Genomic DNA, 18,348 nt, shown 5'->3' on the forward strand with positions numbered 1-18,348 from the left:
AAATGATAACATTAAATAACGAAAATGGGTGTATCATTAGTGTGACTTTGAGAAAGAGCAGATGGGGAGGAAAAAACGTCGTGAATTCAGAATTTTTAGTGAAATTTTTGGAAGAGAGGCGAACGCCGATCGTCAAGAAAAAATACCATAGTTACCTCTCCTATCGTGGGATCAAAGAGGATTACATCTACATCTTGAAAGAAGGTGTAGTCAAGACCAGTGTCATCATGCGCGATGGGCGTGAGTTTAACTTTTCCTATCTAAAAGCCATTGACATTGTCTCTTTGATTCGTGATGAGGTGTCCAACTATACAGACTCGCCTTTTAATGTGCGAGTGGAGACAGAAGAAGCGAGTTTTTATCGCATTCCTCGGGTCAAATTTTGGAATTTTGTCAAAGAACAAAAAGAACTGCAGGACTATGTGAGAGACTATTATCGCAATAAACTGTCTGAAAGTATGGAATCTCAGCAGTACATGATGATGAATGGCAAAAAAGGAGCGGTTTGTTTTCATTTGCAAAAACTCAGCAGTTTGTTTGGTGTGGAGCAAGAAGATGGCGTCTTGATTGATTTCAACATTACCAATGAAGATATTGCCGGCTTTTGTGGGATTTCGACGCGAAACAGTGTCAATCGCATTCTCAATGAATTAAAACGTGAAGGTGTTTTGGATATTCGACAGCAAAAGATTGTGATTTTGGATAATGAACGGATTGAAGAATTTATCGGAAGGGAGCTATTCTAAGATGGCAACAGAAGCACAAATCAGAAAAGAAAAAGAAGAAAAATTACAAGATATTTTACGCAAAATCGGGAAGGTAGCCATTACCTATTCAGGTGGGATTGACAGTTCTTATCTCTTGAAGGTGGCCTTAGATACCTTGGGACCTGACAATGTTATTGCGGCTGTTGTGAATTCTGAGATGTTTTCAAATGAAGAGTTCGATCTAGCACTCGACTTGGCCGATCAGCTAGGTGCACCTGTACTTGGTCTGGAAATGAGAGAATTGAGTGACCCACGGATTGCTGCCAATACGCCCAATATTTGGTATTACACCAAACAATTGATGTACCAAACCATTAAGGATTCAGTTACAGAACTGGGCTTTAAGCAATTGGTGGACGGTATGATTATGGATGACATCGACGATTTCCGCCCTGGGATCAAGGCTCGGGACGAAGCAGGTGTCCGCAGTGTCTTGCAAGAAGCGGGTCTCTATAAGACAGAAATTCGTCAATTGGCCAAGGAAAGAGGGGTCTCCAATTGGAATAAGGTGCCATCTTGTAGCGTGGCCTCACGCTTCCCATACGGGGTGAAAATCACTTCAGAAAATGTCCAACGGGTCTTTGAAGGGGAAGAGTTCCTTGTAGGGCTGGGCTTTGAGCAAGCTCGTGTGCGTGTCCATGGAGACTTGGCGCGCATCGAAGTGGAAGAAGACCATCTGCTTGAAGCCATCCAACTGCATGACAAGATCAATGACTATATGAAGAAAATCGGATTTACCTATGTGGCCTTGGATTTGGCTGGATACAAGTATGGTCGGATGAATGATTCATTGGATGAAAAAACAAAAGAAAAAATTATGGCAGGTTAAGCAATGAAGGAAGTGATAAGCTTCTGGTTTGAAGAGTTGAAGCCAGAGGATTGGTTCAAAAAATCAGATGCACTGGATCAAGAAATGCGCGTGCGCTTTGAAGAACTTTATTGGAAGGCCAGTCGTGGGGAATTGTTCAGCTGGCGCGCGTCAGCTGAAGGGCGCTTGGCAGAGATTTTGCTCTTAGACCAGATCCCTCGCAATATTTTTCGAGGGACGGCCCAAGCCTTTGCGACCGATTCGCTTGCCTTGGTCTTGGCCCAAGAAGGCCTAACACAAGCCCAAGAATTACCAGTTGTACAAAGAGGCTTTTTCTACATGCCCTTTATGCATTCGGAATCCTTAGACATTCATGAAGAAGCCCTGCGTCTATTTGATCAACCGGGCTTAGAAAAGCGTTTGAAGTATGAGAAGATGCATATGGAGATTCTTCAACAATTTGGCCGTTATCCACATCGGAATGCCATCTTAGGACGGCCTTCGACCAAGGAAGAAGAGGAGTATTTGAAAGAACATGCAGGCTTTTAAAAGAAGATGAGGCCCACAGATTTTAAAACCCTTTTCTCTCTTCATGAAATTGTCTGAAACAACAGACGTGAGATCAGAGTTCCCTCACCAAAGCTTTTCCAAGCGTCTAAAAAATGGTATAATGAACTGTAAATTTCACAATTTGGAAGGAATGTTATTGCTATGATGAATATGCAAAATATGATGAAGCAAGCTCAAAAATTGCAAAAGCAAATGGAGCAAAGCCAAGCAGAACTAGCTGCAACTCAATTTGTAGGGAAATCTGCTCAAGAGTTGGTAGTGGCAACTCTTACAGGTGATAAGAAAGTCGTTTCCATCGATTTCAATGCCGCAGTGGTCGATCCTGAAGATACAGAAACACTTTCGGATATGACGGTGCAAGCCATCAATGCTGCCATTGAAGAAATTGATGCAGCTACTAAGAAAAAACTCGGTGCTTTCGCAGGGGAATTGCCATTTTAAGCAAAGAAGATGTTCATAAACTCAAAAGGAGAGTGGGACAGAAATCGAATTCTAACGAATGACCGATTTCTGTCCCACTCTCTCTTTTTATTCATCAAAAAATCCGGATAAGTCCAAGCCTCCAAAGGGGTTGGTGGAGAAGTCCTCTTGTTCTTCAAGGAGGGTGCGGCCTTGATCAAATTCGAGAAATTGTTGATAGACCAGGGCGGTCATACGGGCGTCCTCTAAGCTATCATGTGATCTTCCTGCGACCCCCAGGAATTCTGCAACAGTGTGGAGTTGGAGATTTTTAATTCCGTGGAGGTCAGATGGACGGCGCTCGAAAGCTTGGTCAAAGACATCGACGGCATACTGGTCCTCTAAATCTAGCCCATTTTCAAGCAGGATGGGAAGGTCGCTCTTTTTAGCATTGTAGCCGATCAAGGGCCGGTCTCCAACGAAGGTCTTGAATTCACTGAGGACCTGCTCGAGTTGAGGGGCATGTTGGATCTTGTCTTGGGTAATGCCTGTGAGGCCGTTAATAAAGCTTTTTAGAGGCTTATCGGTGTAGACGTAGGAGTCGTAGTGGTCGACTTCTTCACCGTCCTTAAAACGCACGGCAGATACCTGGATGATCTGGTAGGCGCCTTCGTATTGGTTAAATTCGAGATCGAAGGCGATATACTCTTCTAATGCTTTCATGGGAAATCTCCTTTGGTGAGACAGAAAAGGGACTGGTATGATCCAGCCCCAGATTATCGACGGAAAACGCGCGCCCAGAAACCTTTGCTTTCTTGCTCTTGAACTTTTTCATTGGCTTGTTCGAGTTCAAGTTTCAAGGTATCGCGGTCGTTCATTGCTTGTAAGGTCAATTGTTGTTGTTGGTCCAATTGCTTGTCTTTCTCAGCAATCTGCACATCTTTCACGCGCAATTGTTCATCTTTTTTTGCCAACTGCTCGTCTTTGGCCTTGAGTTGCTCGTATAGACGGACAATTTCAGAATTTTTTTCATCTACCAAAATCTCCATCAATTCGCGCTGTTTGGTATCATCGCTGACCGGCTCATCTTCAAAAATGGTTTTTTTGTAGATTTCTTCGAGCTTGATCAAGCCACTACGGGTTACAACGGTAACCCCTTTTTCGTTTTTTTCAGTATCTTCTGGAGCGAGTGCCTTGACACGGTTGTTGACCGCCTGGCGGCTGACTCCTAAAATTTCAGCAAGTTCGCTGACAGTTTTTTCAATCGCCATAACTTCCTCTACTATCTTTTTCTATGAAATACTCTATTAGATAGTATCACAAGTAGGCTAAGCTGTCAAATGAAGCAAAGAAGACAAGGCTTGAAATGAGCTTAGTGAGACGTTGTCATTTCAGGAAGGCTGAGACTTGATTGAGCAAGATCGACGGTGAGTTGGTAATCGGTTTGATCGCGCACCGTGATCTCAAAGTCTGTCGTGTAAAGGACCAGGCGAAGAGTTGTGCCTTTTTCGAGCTTGTAGATGGTTGGTTGGAGTTCAAAGTCAAATTCCATCCACTCGCCTGGCGTTACGGCCTCAACCTCTAAGAGGTCCTGCCGGTTTTGGAGGTTGAGATAACCTTTAGAAATCACTCGTTGGCCAGCTTCTTTGAAGGGCAACTCTGTCAGGTTGTCTAGCATGTGGTAGCGACCATTATCCAGCGTACGAACCGACAAGACAGCAGGATAAGGTTGGAGGTACTTCTTACTTCCAAGCTCTAAGAGTTGGGCTGAGAGCAGGCCTTTATTGGTGCTGGATTGGACCCGCAGGTGAAGGCGAGCTTTCCCGTTGAGGTGCAGGTCTTCTTCGATCGGAAGATCAATGGTTACTTGTTGAGCCTTATCTTGGTAGAGGTCCGTTAAGAAGGTTGGATAAGCCTTGCCATAGCGCTCGTAATCCTTTGTTTCGTAACGGTTTTGGATGACTTTTTCGCTGTCTCCCAGTGAGAAGGTCCGCTGATTTGTTTGGTTACCAAAATCTTCCAAGGAAGTCCAACTTTGTTCTCCTGTATTGTCCTGCCAGATGACCGTTGGCAATTCATAGCTTGAAGCATAGCCTAGCAATTTTTTCGACAGGAGGGCGTTCATGCTTTCACGAAAGTCAATGGATTGCCAGTTATTGAGGTAGACATGGGCCCCATTGTGGAAGAAGAGGTGTTTTTTGATAGTTGCTGGAAGGGCTTGGAACATATTAAAGACATGAAGGGGTTTGACGTTCCAGTCTTGCGAACCATGAGTGAAGACCACCTCTGCCTTGACCCGATTTGCATTTAAGAGATAATTGCGATCGTGCCAGAATTGATTGTAATCTCCAGAAGCTCTATCCAGTCCTTTTTTCACCATGTCTAGATCGGCTTGGTGGGCAGCATTGTGATGCAAATAGTCTCCACCTAGAAGGTTGCGCGAGTAGGTTAATTCGGCTAGGGAATCAAAGTCTTCACCAGGATAGCCACCAGGGCTTGTGACGAGACCATTTTCACGGTAGTAGTTGTACCAAGAAGAAATCCCAGCCTCTGCAATGATGACTTCTAGGCCGTCCACGCCTGTGGTCGCTAGGCCGTTAGACATGGTTCCAAGGTAGGAGATCCCTGTTGTTGCGACCTTTCCATTAGACCAATCAGCCTTAACTTGGCGTTTGCGTGTGTGATCTGTAAAGGCACGGCAACGACCATTGAGCCAATCGATGACATTTTTATAGGCTTCTATTTGTTGGTAATTTCCGTTGGTCATCAGGCCTTGCGAATCTTTTGTTCCCACTCCAGATACGTAAAGATTGGCGTATCCGCGTGGAAGCAGGTAGTCGTTGAGGGTGTAGCTGGAGTTGATATGGGTTAGGAGCTCTTCAGCCTTATCCACCTCTTCAGCTTGACCGACCGGTTCGACTAGATTTAATTGAGGTTCTTCTAGTTGGATGGTATGAGGTTCTTTGACCTCCAGGTCGACATTCATATTGTAGAGGGCCTTGTCACTAGCTTTATCATTAGTCCCTTGGTGGTAGGGGCTAGCCGTCATAACAGCTGGGATTTTGCCTTCATAGCGAGGACGGATGATGCTGACCTTGACCAAGTCTGGCAGGCCATCCTTATCGGTATCGACCCGGCTTTCGACATAAACGACCTCGCGAATAGCATCTTGACTGGTAAAGGTGGCGAGACTCTTGCCATTAAAATAGTGATACTGGTTGGTTTCAGGGATCAAACCATCACTGACCAACTGATCGATCAAGCTATTGCCCCGTTTGGTGCGGGTATTAAGGAGTTGGTAGAGATTTTCAAGAAGCGTGCCATAGGTGATGGGGAAAGCTGTTTCCTTGCGAAATGCTTGACTGTCATCAAAATCGACAAAAAAGCTAAAGCCCAGTAGTTGAAAGGCAACCGCATAAAAAACATCTGCCGTTAAGGCTTTATCAGACTTGAAAAAGGCTAGCAAGTCCGTGCCTTTATCAGCCACAAGAGTGGATAAGGCGTAGTCTGTGTTCTTGTATTGGAAGAACGCTTGGCGGACAAATGCCTCTAGCATGGCCTTTGGATCAGGCTCTTCTTGGAAGGTAAAGCCAAGCCCAGCCAGCTCTTCCTTCATGGTAGCAGTAGCCGTAGGGATATAGCTAAATTGATTAAATTTCATTGTAGATTCTCCTATCTAAATCATATCTCGATGTGAGTGAGCAGTCGCATCAGCGCTGTCATCGTTCCAATTTCTATTATACTGGATCCGAAAGGGATTGTCTAAAGAAAATGGGGAAAGAGCGGATCAAAAGCAATTTTCAGAAATCTGCTCTCATTTGCGCAAAATTTCTTGTAAAAAGTCAGAAAATCTTTTACAATAAAATGAGCGTGGAGGAAGTTATGACAACAAATCAGATCGTAAGAGTTATCCCAGTCTTAAAAGTAAACAACCGCAATGTCAATCAAGACTTTTATGAAGAAACATTGGGAATGAAAGTATTGGTAGAAGAAGGTGCCCTTTTATCCTTGGGGGATGCTTCAAACGTGGAAAAAATCGTCTTGGAAGAATCACCAAGCATGCGCTCGCGCAAGGTTGAAGGGCCCAAAAAATTGAAACGCATCGTGGTCAAAGTCGGCGAGGCTCAAGAAATTGATTACCTACTGGCACGGAAGCCCCAAACAACGGCTCTCTACCAAGGTGCCAATGGTCGTGCCTTTGAAGTGGTGTCTCCTCAAGGAGATCGGATCCTGGTGCATGCAGAAGAAGAGCTCGACAGTCTAGAACCTCTGGAGGAAGCCCCTCTAGTCGTGGTTCCAGACGACTTCACGGGTTTGACTGCCTTTGAAGTGGCCTTTCTTGAGGTCAATGTACTGGATCCTGCTCAAGCCAAGAAATTGTACGAGACTGCTGATCTTACAGGCTTTGTTCATGTGAAGAAAGCGCAAGGAGAAGATCTTCAGCTGGAAAATAATGTGACTTGGGATTTAAGCACCATCAAGGTCGAATTGGCTGCGTTTGATGTGGAGGCTTTGAGGGAAAGTCTAGGGGATGCTGTTGAATTTGTACACCGTAAAGGATCGTTTATGATTGCTAAGGATACTAGCCGGATTGAGCTCTGGTTTGAGGGCAAGCAAGGACGCGTCCATATTTCTTATGAACCCTAAGAATGGAGAGATAGGTGTGAATCCAATCATCGAAAAAATCAAGCAACAAATCCAAGAAGGCATCTATCCAGGTGCCTCTCTTGCGCTTTACCGCAAGGGTCAGTGGAGTGAGCATTATCTAGGGCTCGCAAACCCTGAAATAGGAGAGCCGGTATGTGCGGGTCTAGTCTATGATTTGGCCAGCGTTAGTAAGGTTGTCGGAGTCGCTACGATCTGCGCTTTCTTATATGCGAGAGGAGAACTTCCGCTGGATCAATCCTTTAAAGAGCTTTATCCGCCTTTTGCCCATGAGAAGACGACCATCCGGGAACTCTTGACCCATACTTCTGGGCTCGATCCCTTTATCCCCAATCGGGATCAGTTGGATGCCAGACAATTGAAAGAAGCTCTTGAAAATTTGCAGTTGAAAGAAGACAAGAGTTTTTATTACACCGATGTCAATTTTCTTCTATTGGGATTTTGGTTAGAAAACGTATTCGGCCAACCCTTGGATGCTTTATTTGAGGAGAAGATTTTTGCACCTTGGAAGATGACAGAAACACAGTTTGGACCAGTTGACCAGGCGGTGCCAACGGTGCGCGGAGTCACTTCTGGCTCTGTCCATGATCCCAAGGCCCAGGTCTTAGGCCATCATGCGGGTAGTGCCGGACTTTTTTCAACTGTGAGGGACCTCGAGTGTTTTTTGGAACATTACCTCAAGGACGATTTTGCGCGGGATCTATCTCAGAATTTTGCGCGTGAAGCGGGGAAAACACGCTCTCTGGGCTGGAATCTGGAGGGCGACTGGCTAGACCATACAGGCTATACAGGGACCTTCATCATGTACAATCGCACCAAGCAAGAGGCGGTGATTTTCTTGTCCAACCGGACCTATGAGAAGGACGAACGCGCTCAATGGATTCAAGACCGCAATAGTTTGATGGACCTCATCAAGCAAGAATTTGAAAGTTAAACAGGATAGAGAGTGGGACAGAAATCGGTCATTCGTTAGAATTCGATTTCGTCATCCCACCTCCGCACAGCTTCAACAGTCTGGGAGACTGTTGAAGGTTGCAGATAAAGGAAACATAGTTTCCGTCAATATAGGGCATCTTTGAAGCTTAAAAAGCGAACAAAGACTTAGGATACTTGCTTCGCAAGTTCTATCCGCCACCTCAAAGCAGTGCTTTGAGCACTCAACCACTGCGTCTTGCTCGACAATCCAAAGACAATTGAGAGGCTAGGACTTTTGTCCCAGCCTCTTTTCAAGTTCCTTCATGAGCGAGAAGTCAATGGGGGATTCTTTTAACTCCGTCTTAGGTTGGATTTCCTTCAAAACCATCGCTTTTTTGGCTGATTTATATTAAAATAGTAATGACCTTAATAGAGCGAGTTGAATATGAACAAAGAAATAGGCGTCGGAAGGGCGCATAGTAAAATTATCTTAATTGGTGAGCATGCAGTGGTTTATGGCTATCCGGCCATTGCCTTGCCTCTCCATCATATTGAAGTGACCTGCCAGATCGTTCCAGCAGCTAGTCCATGGGTTTTATTTGAAGACGATACCCTGTCCATGGCAGTTTTTGCGTCTCTTGAACACCTTGGGATTCGTGAGGCTAGGATTCGTTGCAAGATCCAGTCCATGGTTCCGGAAAAACGGGGGATGGGGTCCTCTGCGGCGGTTAGTATCGCAGCCATTCGAGCAGTTTTTGACTACTACCAAAAAGAGTTGGACGATGAGACCTTGGAAATTTTGGTCAATCGGGCAGAAACCATTGCCCATATGAATCCAAGTGGGCTTGACGCCAAGACCTGTCTGAGTGATCGAGCAATTAAATTCATTCGAAATGTCGGTTTTTATCCGATGGAGCTGAATGTAGAAGCGAATTTGGTGATTGCGGATACAGGGATTCATGGCAATACCCGCGAAGCCATTCAGAAGGTTGAAAGCAAGGGTCAGGAAGTCTTGTCTCATTTTCATGAGATCGGCCAGTTAACCCAAGCGGTAGAAACCGCTCTGAAAGAAAAAAACAAAAGAGCTCTCGGAGAGGCTCTGACGACTTGCCACGAGCATTTAAGAGCCGTCGGTGTCAGTTGTGAGGAAGCAGACCATCTCGTCGCTGTAGCCCTTGAAAATGGGGCTTTAGGCGCTAAAATGAGTGGAGGTGGTCTCGGAGGGTGTGTGATTGCCCTCGTCAAGGATCCTCGTGAAGCGGAAAGAATTGCACATACATTAGAAAGAGAAGGAGCGCACCATACATGGATCGAAAACCTGTAACGGCTAAGTCCTATGCCAATATCGCAATTATCAAATACTGGGGAAAAGACGATGCCAAAAAGATGGTCCCTTCGACCAGTTCGATTTCCTTGACCTTGGAGAATATGTATACGGAAACCAGTCTCTCCCCTTTGCCAGCTGATGCGACAGCGCATGAATTTTATATCGATGGGGAATTACAACATCCAGCTGAGCAGGCCAAAATTGGAGCTGTGATTGATGACTTGAAACCAGCAGATGAAGCAGGCTTTGTCCGGGTGGATACGACCAACAATATGCCAACCGCAGCAGGTCTATCCTCTAGCTCAAGTGGCCTCTCTGCTCTCGTCAAGGCCTGCAATCGGTATTATGATTTGGGCTTGAGCCAGGAAGAATTAGCTCAAAAAGCCAAGTTTGCTTCGGGCTCTTCTTCACGGTCTTTCTTTGGTCCCTTAGCAGCCTGGGACAAAGAAAGTGGCGACATTTATAAGGTTCAGACAGACCTAAAACTGGCTATGATTATGCTGGTCCTGAATGACAAACAAAAGCCCGTTTCTAGCCGCGAAGGGATGAAACGCTGCATGGAGACCTCGACCAATTTCAAAGAATGGGTGGAAGACTCTCGACAAGATTACAAGAACATGCTGGCCTATCTAGCTGCCAATGATTTTGAACAAATCGGTCAGCTGACAGAGCGCAATGCCCTGGCCATGCATGCGACGACCAGGACAGCTACACCAGCCTTTAGCTACTTAACAGAAGAAAGTTACAAAGCCATGGATTTTGTTCGTGAGCTCCGTGCAGTAGGCCATGCTTGTTACTTTACCATGGATGCAGGACCAAATGTTAAAGTCCTCTGTCTAGAAGAGGACTTGGATCAGCTGGTGCCTTTATTTGACGCCCGCTATCGGACCATCGTATCGAAGACCAAGGACCCTCAAGATGAAGAATAAGTATCAGGTACAGACCGGAGGCAAGCTCTATTTAGCCGGAGAATACGCTGTGCTAACGCCTGGGTATGGGGCAGTGATTCAGTTTATCCCTATTTATCTGTCAGCTACCATTCAAGAAGCTAACACTTACCAGTTGGTCTCCGATCTTTTTGGCTATAGTGTGGATCTGACTCCAAATAAGGACTATGGCTTGATTCAAGAGACCATTCGGCTCATGGAAGAGTGGCTGGTAGACCAAGGCCTAGATCCAAAGCCCATAGCGCTTCACATTGCTGGAACGCTAGGAGAAAAGGGTAAGAAATATGGAATTGGTTCTAGCGGGAGTGTGATCTTACTCGTCATCAGGGCGATGGCTGCTCTGTATGAAGTAGACCTCAGTCCGGATCTGCTCTTTCGCCTAGCAGCAGTTGTCTTGGTGCAAAGAGGAGACAATGGTTCCATGGGGGATCTGGCTTGTATCGCCTACGAGGACTTGATTTATTACCAATCCTTTGATCGAGCTTGGTTGCATGAAGTCTTGACTTCCCAACCCCTTTCACAAGTTTTAGCTTTGGATTGGCATTACCAGATCCGAGTAATCCAACCAGCAATCTCTTATGATTTTCTAGTCGGTTGGACCAAGGAACCAGCGATTTCAAGTGATTTGATCCGCCAGATCAAGGGGGCGATCAAGGAAGACTTTCTCAAGGAGAGTCAGACTGCAGTGAAGAATCTTGAAAAAGGTCTCCGTGAAGGAAATCAAAATGAGATCGAGGCCAGTATCCAACGTGCAGATCAGAACTTAAAGGCCTTGAATCCCTTGATCTATACACCAGCACTAAAAGAACTGCAGCAGGCGACAGATGGACTTTCAGCCTGTGCCAAATCCAGTGGCGCTGGAGGGGGAGATTGTGGGGTTGCCCTTAGTTTTGACCCCTTAGAAACTCAGACCTTGATAGAACGCTGGACAGAAAAGAAGATCGAGATCATTTACCAAGAAAGGATAGGAGATTCGTGAGCGAAAATCGAAAAGACCAACATATTCGCTATGCCTTGGAGCAAAGCTCCTCATATAACAGCTTTGATGAGATCGAGCTGATTCATCGATCCCTGCCTCTGGTCGATCTGACAGAGATTGACTTGACGACCCATTTCGCAGGACGTGATTGGGAGACCCCTTTTTATATCAATGCCATGACAGGCGGGAGTGAGCGGGCCAAAGAGATCAATCAAAAGTTAGCGACAGTGGCAGAAGCCTGTGGGATTCTCTTTGTAACCGGCTCTTACAGTGCGGCACTGAAGGATCCGGGCGATCAATCGTATGCCGTTAAAAAAGACCATCCTCATCTCCTATTAGCGACCAATATTGGCCTCGATAAAGAGCCAGAGCTGGGCGTGAGAGCAGTAAAAGAGCTGCAACCTCTTTTTCTTCAAGTTCATGTGAATCTGATGCAAGAGTTGCTCATGCCAGAAGGGGAGCGGATTTTCCACACTTGGAAAGACCATCTGAAGGCTTATGGAAAGGACTTTCCCGTACCGGTTATCCTAAAAGAAGTCGGCTTTGGTATGGATCCCAAAACGGTTCAGATGGCACTAGAAGCCGGAATCAAAACAATTGATATCTCAGGCCGTGGTGGCACTAGCTTTGCCTATATTGAAAATCGTCGTGGTGGCAATCGCGCTTATCTGGATGATTGGGGGCAGTCAACTGCGCAGTGTCTCTTACAGTTACAAGATCAGATAGATCGGGTTGAGATCCTCGCTAGTGGTGGCATCCGTCATCCTCTTGATATGGTCAAGGCCTTGGTCCTTGGAGCACGTGGCGTAGGACTTTCCCGCGTTTTTCTTGAGATGGTAGAGACCAAGAGCATCGAAGAAGTGATTGCCATTGTCCAAGAATGGAAAGAAGACCTTAGGTTGCTCCTTTGTGCGCTCGGTTGTCAGAACCTGAAAGAGCTACGCGAAGTCGACTATCTCCTCTATGGAAAATTGTGGCAAGCGAAGCAACAGAGAAAATGAAGAAAAATCATTCTAGAAACTTTCCTTAGGTGAGTACGGACGTCAGCGAACTTCTACGAAGTTCCATGACTTAGTTTTGAACCTAAGGTTTCAAAACTCCTGAGTGCCTGAAACAAAAACGTTTCAGGCACTTTTCTCACAGCGGAAAGTTTCAGTATTTTTGAATCGATTTAAAAATTGGAATGCATTTTTATTTCTTTGCAGAATCGCTTAACTTATTTTACTTTAAAATAGTTTATCTATATTCTAATGATTGACTTTGTAAAACCGATCCTATTTTTGAAAAAGTGTTTTCCCTCAAAAATTCTGATAGTTTACTAGTTGTTTACAAATGATGTAAACGCTTGCAAAAAATAGCTGTAAAAGGGTATACTAAATAAGTAAAAAGATTTTATAAAAAAGGAGTTTAGGATGAAGAAGCACTATTTTCGATCAGCTGTAGCAACCTTGCTTCCGCTCTTGTTGATTGCTCAACCTGTTGAGGCTTGTACAGGGTTCATCATCGGGAAGAAACTGACTGCCGATGGCTCTACCTTGGTAGGGCGTACCGAGGATTTAGAGCCCAACCATAATAAAAATTTTGTGGTCAGAGAGCGACGCTATAATAAAAAGGGGGCTATCTTTGAGGATGCAGCCAACGGTTTTCAATATCCTTTGCCAGAAATCAGCTATAAGTATACAGCGGTCCCAGATGTAACGCCAGACCAGGGAATCTTTGATGAAGCTGGATTTAATGAATATGGTGTTTCCATTTCTGCCACTGTATCTGCTTCAGCAAATGACAAGATCCAAAAAGTGGATCCCTATGTCAAGGATGGCCTCGCTGAATCAGGCTTAACCAGTATCGTTCTCCCTAGTGTGAAAACCGCAAGAGAAGGGGTTGAACTCATAGCTAAAATCGTCGAAGAAAAAGGAGCGGCTGAAGGAAATATTGTGACCATTGCCGATAAAGAAGGTGTCTGGTATATGGAAATCCTATCCGGTCACCAATATGCAGCCATTCTCTTCCCAGAAGACCGCTTTGCAGTCTTTCCAAATACCTTCTTCTTAGGCCATGTCGATCTATCAGATACAGAGCGTACGATTGCATCAAAAGATCTTGAAAAAGTCGCCAAAGAAGCAGGGAGCTATAAGGAAGTGGATGGACAATTTCATGTGTCTCAATCCTACAATCCTCCATTACAAGAGGCAGATCGTTCGCGGGTTTGGTCAGGTATCAAATCTCTAGACCCAAGTTCTCCTGTTAAGTATGATGATGCTTCCTTTGATCTACTTCATACAACGGATCGAAAATTGACTCTACGAGACGCTATGAATCTCCAACGTAACCGTTTGGAAGGAACCAAATATAAACCACTGGATCAAATGGAGTTAGATGGAAAAGGTATTCCGAAAAAAGGTGAGTTTGATGCTGTCTATAAGTATCCTATCTCCAATCCAAATGTTATGGAAGCTCATATTTTCCAATTGAAAGATGAGATACCTGCTAGTGCTGGTGGTGGAACCATGTGGTTATCCATGGGAAGCCCACGAAATGCTCCTTACCTACCTTATTATGGGAATATTACCAATACCTATCAAGCCTACCAAGAATTAGGTGATCATTACAATGAGAAGTCTTGGTATTGGACTATTTCCAGAATTAATGATCTTGTAGCTAAGTATCCGGACTTGTTTGAGGATGGGGCCATTCGGACCGAAATGGAACGCTTAGAGTCTCAGTGGATGCAGGAACAAAATCTGAGTGATAAAGAGCAGATAGCTCTTGCTTCTCAGCCTGATGAAGCTAGTGCAAAGGCAACGCAGGAAAGTATAGATAGGGCAGAGAAGACCTTTGAGCGTCTACAGGAAATTCGAAAAGAAGCAGAAAAGAAAGTCGCTGATGAGCACGGAAATAGTGCCATTCAAGACCTAGATGATGAAGAAGATGCAGCCTACGAAGAGAAAATTGATTTAGAAAAATTTGACTACGACTTCCTCATCGCTGGAAGCTTATTTGGCGCAACTCTTATCGCGATCATTGTTTATCTGATTCGCTCAAAGAAACAAAAGGGAGGAAAACAAGATGACTAAAATTCAAAGAGCCTCTATCTATCTCTTTTTACTATTTGCAGGAATCGGCTTGGAGTTTGAACTTGGTCATCTTTCCCAGGAAGAATTTACTCAGTCAGCAGGAAGAGATCTGGTCTTAAATTTATCCGTTTTAGCTGCTATTATCATTCCGCTTTATCTCTTTTCAAAACACCTGGCCATTTCTTTGACGGTTTCACGATACATATTGTGGATTGCGATGTTTGGAGGCGCCTTTATAGCAGGTTGGTTAAGCTTCGCAGGAAATAGTCTAATTGATATCCTAAATAGCCATATTATAAAAGACCCTGCAATCTTCAACAAATGGACGGATGCTCTGACAGCTCCATTCTCAGAGGAATTCTTTAAAGCTCTGGTTGCTTTTTGGGTTGTATTAATGGTCGGTAAAAAAGATTTGAAATCAGTTCTCATTGCAGGATTGGGCGCTGGTTTCGGTTTTCAGATTATTGAGGATCTAGGCTATGTTGCACGCCAAACTCAAAGCAGTCAATTGGCAGCTATCACCGAAACTATTAACCGTATATCTGGAGGCTTAGCTTCACATACTCTCTATACAGCTGTTGTGTCTGTAGGTATTTTCCTCATGCTTTCACAGGTTACTCAGAAAAAAGAAAAAATCTTTGGCCTCTGGTGTGTGGTATCTACAGTAGTTAATCATTTCTTGTGGAATTCCCCATTTTATGAAACAGACCATCGGATCAATCTTCTTGTAGGACTTCTCTTTGCAGTCCAAGTAGGAACCTTTATTGAAGTGGTGCTCTACACCAAGAAAAAGCCGGATTTGCCATTCTTAAAACAATAAGGAAATTTTTCAGATTTAAGACAAAGTCATCTTAAAAACTTTCCTTAGGTGAGTACGGACGTCAGCGAACTTCTTCAAAGTTCCATGACTTAGTTTTGAGCCTAAGGTCTCAAAACTCCCGAGTGCTTGAAATGATCGCATTTCAAGCACTTTTCTCACGGCGGAAATTTTTTATATTTTTGATTTATTTTAAAAAATTAGGACATATTTCGACTTCTTTTGTAGAATACTTTACTTATTTTAGTAAAAAATAGTTTGTCTACATTCTAAAAAGAGGCTGGGACAAAAGTCCTAGCCTCTCAATGGTCTTTGGCTTGTCGAGCAAGACGCAGTGGTTGAGCGGGCTCTACTTCGCTGATTTTATCAGCTTTTACAGCCCTACTCAACTGTTCGGAGGTGGGACGACGAAATCGAATTCTAACGAATGACCGATTTCTGTCTCACTCTCTCTTTTGGTTTTTCATCTCTTCTAAGAGTGTTTGCGCCTTTTCAAGATTAAACGGTTTGTTTTTGAGGAGTTGGTGGACTAGTTGAGGAACTTCTTCCTCTTTAGCGCCTGCTAGGAGAGCTAAAGAACGCGCTTGTAATTTCATGTGTCCAGCCTGAATTCCTATAGTGACGAGGGCTTTGAGGGCAGCGAAATTCTGCGCCAAACCGAGTGACGCGATGATACCTGCTAATTCAACAGCAGTAGGCTCCCCAAGCAACCGATGGCTGACATGGACCGTAGGATTAAGGCCGATTGAGCCCCCCTTTGTCGCAACTGGCATAGGAAGGGTGATCTCTCCATAAAGTTTTTTCTCATCAGGAAGACTTTTCCATTGGCTCAAGCCTTTGTATGGGCCACTTTGCGCTGCATAGGCATGGGCTCCTGCTTCGATGGCTCGCCAGTCATTTCCTGTAGCAAGGACCAAGGCGTCAATCCCATTAAAAATCCCTTTGTTGTGGGTCGCTGCACGGTAAGGATCCACTTGAGCCAGTTGACTAGCTAACTCCATACGCTGGGCAATAGCAGTGGCTTCCTCAGGATCCCGACTCAGTGCTTTAAAATCGATGGCACAACTTGCACTCACCAAAGAGCGGGTGGCCAAATTGGACAAAATTGCCATCAGGACCTGTCCTCCAGAGAGTTTCTGGATAGGCTCCGTCAATGCTTCCAACATGGTGTTGAGCATATTGGCTCCCATGGCTTCTTTGGGGTCGACTGCCAAGTAGACAATGAGAAAGTCACCTATTGATTCTACCCAGAGATCCCGTGCCCCACCTCCTCGCTTGACGATAGAAGGATAAGCCTCATTTGCGAGTCGCAGAAGCTCTTCTTTGTCCTCTACAACCCGTTTGCTGGCTGCTTGTCTATCTGCAACAGAAGAAAGAGCAATTTCCCCAATCATTTGGCGTTGGTGAATCTTAGTAGTAAAGCCACCTGATCGTTGGATGATCTTTGCTGCATAGCTAGCTGCAGCAACGACAGATGGTTCCTCTGTGACCATAGGAAGCACATAGTCTTGGCCATTAATCAGAAAATAAGGGGCCAAGCTAAAAGGGAGATCAAATGTGGACAGAACATTTTCCGTTAGTTGATCTGCAATGGAAAGAGGAAGTCCCTGTTGTTCTTTTAATATCTGAGCTTCATCCCAAGTTAAGAGGCCTTCCTTCAGTAAGGCCTCTATTCGTTCTGTGGGCGGAAGTTTTGCAAAACCTGGTAATCGTGCCATTATTTTTCTACTTTCTGGTAAATACGCTGGTGTTCGTTAATCTCCGTCAAAGCATAGGTTTGCTTGAAATTAGGTTCAAAGACCTGATTGCCATGACGATCCAAATCCACTTCCTCATAGAACATCTGTTCGTACTCAGCCACACTAAGGACGGTTCGTTGATCCAGTTTTTCCATACGTTTGTGATCTAAGAGTTGTTCAAAACCAGGAACGAGGTCCGCACTAAAGATCTCAGAGACAGCCCCACTTCCATAACTAAAGAGAGCAATCCGATCTCCAGCTTTTAGCTGTGGATGATTTTCTAACAGAGATAGCAATCCTAAGAAGAGGGAGCCAGTGTAAATATTTCCGATACGCTGGCTGTACAAAATAGATTGATCAAAGTTGTACTGTAACTGAGCTTTTTTCTCTTCAGATAGGGACTTGTCCAAAATTTTTTTCAAGCCCTTCAGCGCCAATTTTGGATATGGCAAATGGAAACAAACAGCCGCAAAATCTGTTAGGTCGAGACCTGTCTGTTTCTGGTATTCAGACCAAGTTGTTTTCAAGGAATCTAGGTATTGCTGGGTTGAATAGAGCCCATTGACAAATGGTGTTGTAGCATAATTCGGGCGCCAAAAATCCATGACATCACGTGTTTGAGCTACATTGTCATCATGAAAAGCTAAGATACGAGGGTTGTGGCTAATCAGCATAGCCACTGCACCAGATCCTTGTGTCGGTTCTCCGGGAGTTCCAATTCCGTATTTAGCAATGTCACTGGCAATGACCAAGACCTTACTTTGCGGAAATTTTTCAACATGGAGTTTTGCATAATCCAAGGCAGCCGTTGCAGCATAGCAGGCTTCTTTCATCTCAAAAGAACGGGCAAAAGGCTGGATGTCTAGCAAACCATGGACAAAAACAGCCGCAGCTTTACTCTGGTCAATCCCAGATTCCGTCGCAAGAATCACCATGTCGATCGCTTGTTTATCTTGGTCTGTCAAAATATCATCTGCCGCCGTTGCAGCCAGTGTGACGATATCTTCGGTGATCGGTGCAATACTTTGTTCTTTTAAGAGAAGACCCTTGCTTAATTTCTCAGGATCGGTATCACGAGCAGCAGCCAAATCTTCTAAACGCAAGACATAAGGGCTCGTCGCAAAACCAATCTTATCAATCCCAATTGTCATTCTTAACCTCTTTTTTATTTGATATCTACTAGTATATTTCCTTACTATTTTACCATATTTGAGGGAAAACTCCTTTGAAAAAGCTAGATCGGATTGGAAATCATTCTTAGGACCGAGTTTGCAATTGGATATGGCGCAAATCAAAGATTCCATCAAAAAGAGTGTGGGACAGAAATCGGTCATTCGTTAG

17 protein-coding genes are annotated in these 18,348 nt (G+C 44.6%); 12 read left to right on the forward strand and 5 right to left on the reverse strand.

Annotation, left to right across the window (positions count from 1 at the left end):
* Positions 1-80 precede the first annotated feature (80 nt).
* The 4 genes from HA044_RS01760 to HA044_RS01775 all read left to right on the forward strand — a co-directional run bounded on the left by HA044_RS01760 (position 81) and on the right by HA044_RS01775 (position 2,586).
* Positions 81-746, forward strand: coding sequence for a Crp/Fnr family transcriptional regulator (locus HA044_RS01760; protein ID WP_049474659.1), 666 nt, complete (start codon positions 81-83; stop codon positions 744-746).
* 1 nt (position 747) lies between these two features.
* Positions 748-1,596 (forward strand): ATP-dependent sacrificial sulfur transferase LarE, encoded by an 849-nt coding sequence (gene larE / locus HA044_RS01765; RefSeq protein WP_187538698.1) that lies wholly within the window; start codon positions 748-750, stop codon positions 1,594-1,596.
* A gap of 3 nt (positions 1,597-1,599) precedes the next feature.
* Positions 1,600-2,124: a DUF924 family protein gene (locus tag HA044_RS01770; protein ID WP_187538700.1), complete on the forward strand. Its 525-nt coding sequence runs from the start codon at positions 1,600-1,602 to the stop codon at positions 2,122-2,124.
* Positions 2,125-2,256: 132 nt separating this feature from the next.
* On the forward strand, positions 2,257-2,586 hold the full coding sequence (locus HA044_RS01775; protein ID WP_316250147.1) for a YbaB/EbfC family nucleoid-associated protein: 330 nt from the start codon (positions 2,257-2,259) through the stop codon (positions 2,584-2,586).
* Positions 2,587-2,673: 87 nt separating this feature from the next.
* Here the strand turns inward: HA044_RS01775 and HA044_RS01780 are convergent, their stop codons facing one another.
* The 3 genes from HA044_RS01780 to HA044_RS01790 form a co-directional block, all read right to left on the reverse strand.
* Positions 2,674-3,267, reverse strand: a complete 594-nt coding sequence (locus tag HA044_RS01780; protein ID WP_187538704.1) for a 3'-5' exonuclease — start codon at positions 3,265-3,267, stop codon at positions 2,674-2,676.
* A gap of 53 nt (positions 3,268-3,320) precedes the next feature.
* Positions 3,321-3,815, reverse strand: a complete 495-nt coding sequence (locus HA044_RS01785; RefSeq protein ID WP_187538706.1) for a DUF536 domain-containing protein — start codon at positions 3,813-3,815, stop codon at positions 3,321-3,323.
* A 101-nt stretch (positions 3,816-3,916) separates the two neighbouring features.
* Entirely contained in the window at positions 3,917-6,205 is a 2,289-nt protein-coding gene (locus HA044_RS01790) for a Xaa-Pro dipeptidyl-peptidase (RefSeq protein WP_187538708.1), read from the reverse strand.
* Positions 6,206-6,426: 221 nt separating this feature from the next.
* Between HA044_RS01790 and HA044_RS01795 the strand changes: the two genes are divergently transcribed.
* From HA044_RS01795 to HA044_RS01830, 8 genes are all read left to right on the forward strand, one after another.
* A complete protein-coding gene (locus HA044_RS01795) occupies positions 6,427-7,191 on the forward strand; it encodes a CppA N-terminal domain-containing protein (protein ID WP_187538710.1) in 765 nt (254 codons plus the stop codon).
* Positions 7,192-7,201: 10 nt separating this feature from the next.
* Positions 7,202-8,143, forward strand: coding sequence for a serine hydrolase domain-containing protein (locus HA044_RS01800; RefSeq protein ID WP_398588395.1), 942 nt, complete (start codon positions 7,202-7,204; stop codon positions 8,141-8,143).
* Between the two features lie 426 nt (positions 8,144-8,569).
* Entirely contained in the window at positions 8,570-9,448 is an 879-nt protein-coding gene (gene mvk, locus HA044_RS01805) for a mevalonate kinase (RefSeq protein ID WP_187538714.1), read from the forward strand.
* Positions 9,430-10,380 (forward strand): diphosphomevalonate decarboxylase, encoded by a 951-nt coding sequence (gene mvaD / locus HA044_RS01810; protein ID WP_187538716.1) that lies wholly within the window; start codon positions 9,430-9,432, stop codon positions 10,378-10,380. The genes mvk and mvaD overlap by 19 nt, the downstream gene beginning before the upstream one ends.
* A complete protein-coding gene (locus tag HA044_RS01815; protein ID WP_187538718.1) occupies positions 10,370-11,377 on the forward strand; it encodes a phosphomevalonate kinase in 1,008 nt (335 codons plus the stop codon). Before mvaD ends, HA044_RS01815 begins: the two co-directional genes overlap by 11 nt.
* Complete coding sequence (gene fni / locus HA044_RS01820) at positions 11,374-12,378, forward strand: type 2 isopentenyl-diphosphate Delta-isomerase (protein ID WP_187538720.1); 1,005 nt, start codon at positions 11,374-11,376, stop codon at positions 12,376-12,378. Before HA044_RS01815 ends, fni begins: the two co-directional genes overlap by 4 nt.
* A gap of 411 nt (positions 12,379-12,789) precedes the next feature.
* Positions 12,790-14,451 (forward strand): C69 family dipeptidase, encoded by a 1,662-nt coding sequence (locus HA044_RS01825; RefSeq protein WP_187538722.1) that lies wholly within the window; start codon positions 12,790-12,792, stop codon positions 14,449-14,451.
* Positions 14,444-15,271: a PrsW family glutamic-type intramembrane protease gene (locus HA044_RS01830; protein ID WP_187538724.1), complete on the forward strand. Its 828-nt coding sequence runs from the start codon at positions 14,444-14,446 to the stop codon at positions 15,269-15,271. The genes HA044_RS01825 and HA044_RS01830 overlap by 8 nt, the downstream gene beginning before the upstream one ends.
* Before the next feature lie 440 nt (positions 15,272-15,711).
* Here HA044_RS01830 and HA044_RS01835 read toward each other — a convergent pair whose 3' ends face one another.
* Positions 15,712-16,986: a hydroxymethylglutaryl-CoA reductase, degradative gene (locus HA044_RS01835; RefSeq protein WP_187538726.1), complete on the reverse strand. Its 1,275-nt coding sequence runs from the start codon at positions 16,984-16,986 to the stop codon at positions 15,712-15,714.
* On the reverse strand, positions 16,986-18,158 hold the full coding sequence (locus tag HA044_RS01840) for a hydroxymethylglutaryl-CoA synthase (RefSeq protein WP_187538728.1): 1,173 nt from the start codon (positions 18,156-18,158) through the stop codon (positions 16,986-16,988). The genes HA044_RS01835 and HA044_RS01840 overlap by 1 nt, the downstream gene beginning before the upstream one ends.
* Positions 18,159-18,348 lie beyond the last annotated feature (190 nt).

This window comes from Streptococcus sp. IMAU 99161, from assembly GCF_014435245.1.
Classification (GTDB): domain Bacteria; phylum Bacillota; class Bacilli; order Lactobacillales; family Streptococcaceae; genus Streptococcus; species Streptococcus lactarius.

Coding starts and splice junctions, on each gene's coding strand:
- HA044_RS01830 (WP_187538724.1), top strand. CDS start 14,444: ATGACTAAAATTCAAAGAGCCTCTATCTATCTCTTTTTACTATTTGCA.
- HA044_RS01785 (WP_187538706.1), bottom strand. CDS start 3,815: ATGGCGATTGAAAAAACTGTCAGCGAACTTGCTGAAATTTTAGGAGTC.
- HA044_RS01770 (WP_187538700.1), top strand. CDS start 1,600: ATGAAGGAAGTGATAAGCTTCTGGTTTGAAGAGTTGAAGCCAGAGGAT.
- HA044_RS01825 (WP_187538722.1), top strand. CDS start 12,790: ATGAAGAAGCACTATTTTCGATCAGCTGTAGCAACCTTGCTTCCGCTC.
- HA044_RS01790 (WP_187538708.1), bottom strand. CDS start 6,205: ATGAAATTTAATCAATTTAGCTATATCCCTACGGCTACTGCTACCATG.
- larE (WP_187538698.1), top strand. CDS start 748: ATGGCAACAGAAGCACAAATCAGAAAAGAAAAAGAAGAAAAATTACAA.
- HA044_RS01815 (WP_187538718.1), top strand. CDS start 10,370: ATGAAGAATAAGTATCAGGTACAGACCGGAGGCAAGCTCTATTTAGCC.
- mvk (WP_187538714.1), top strand. CDS start 8,570: ATGAACAAAGAAATAGGCGTCGGAAGGGCGCATAGTAAAATTATCTTA.
- HA044_RS01835 (WP_187538726.1), bottom strand. CDS start 16,986: ATGGCACGATTACCAGGTTTTGCAAAACTTCCGCCCACAGAACGAATA.
- mvaD (WP_187538716.1), top strand. CDS start 9,430: ATGGATCGAAAACCTGTAACGGCTAAGTCCTATGCCAATATCGCAATT.
- HA044_RS01780 (WP_187538704.1), bottom strand. CDS start 3,267: ATGAAAGCATTAGAAGAGTATATCGCCTTCGATCTCGAATTTAACCAA.
- HA044_RS01840 (WP_187538728.1), bottom strand. CDS start 18,158: ATGACAATTGGGATTGATAAGATTGGTTTTGCGACGAGCCCTTATGTC.
- HA044_RS01795 (WP_187538710.1), top strand. CDS start 6,427: ATGACAACAAATCAGATCGTAAGAGTTATCCCAGTCTTAAAAGTAAAC.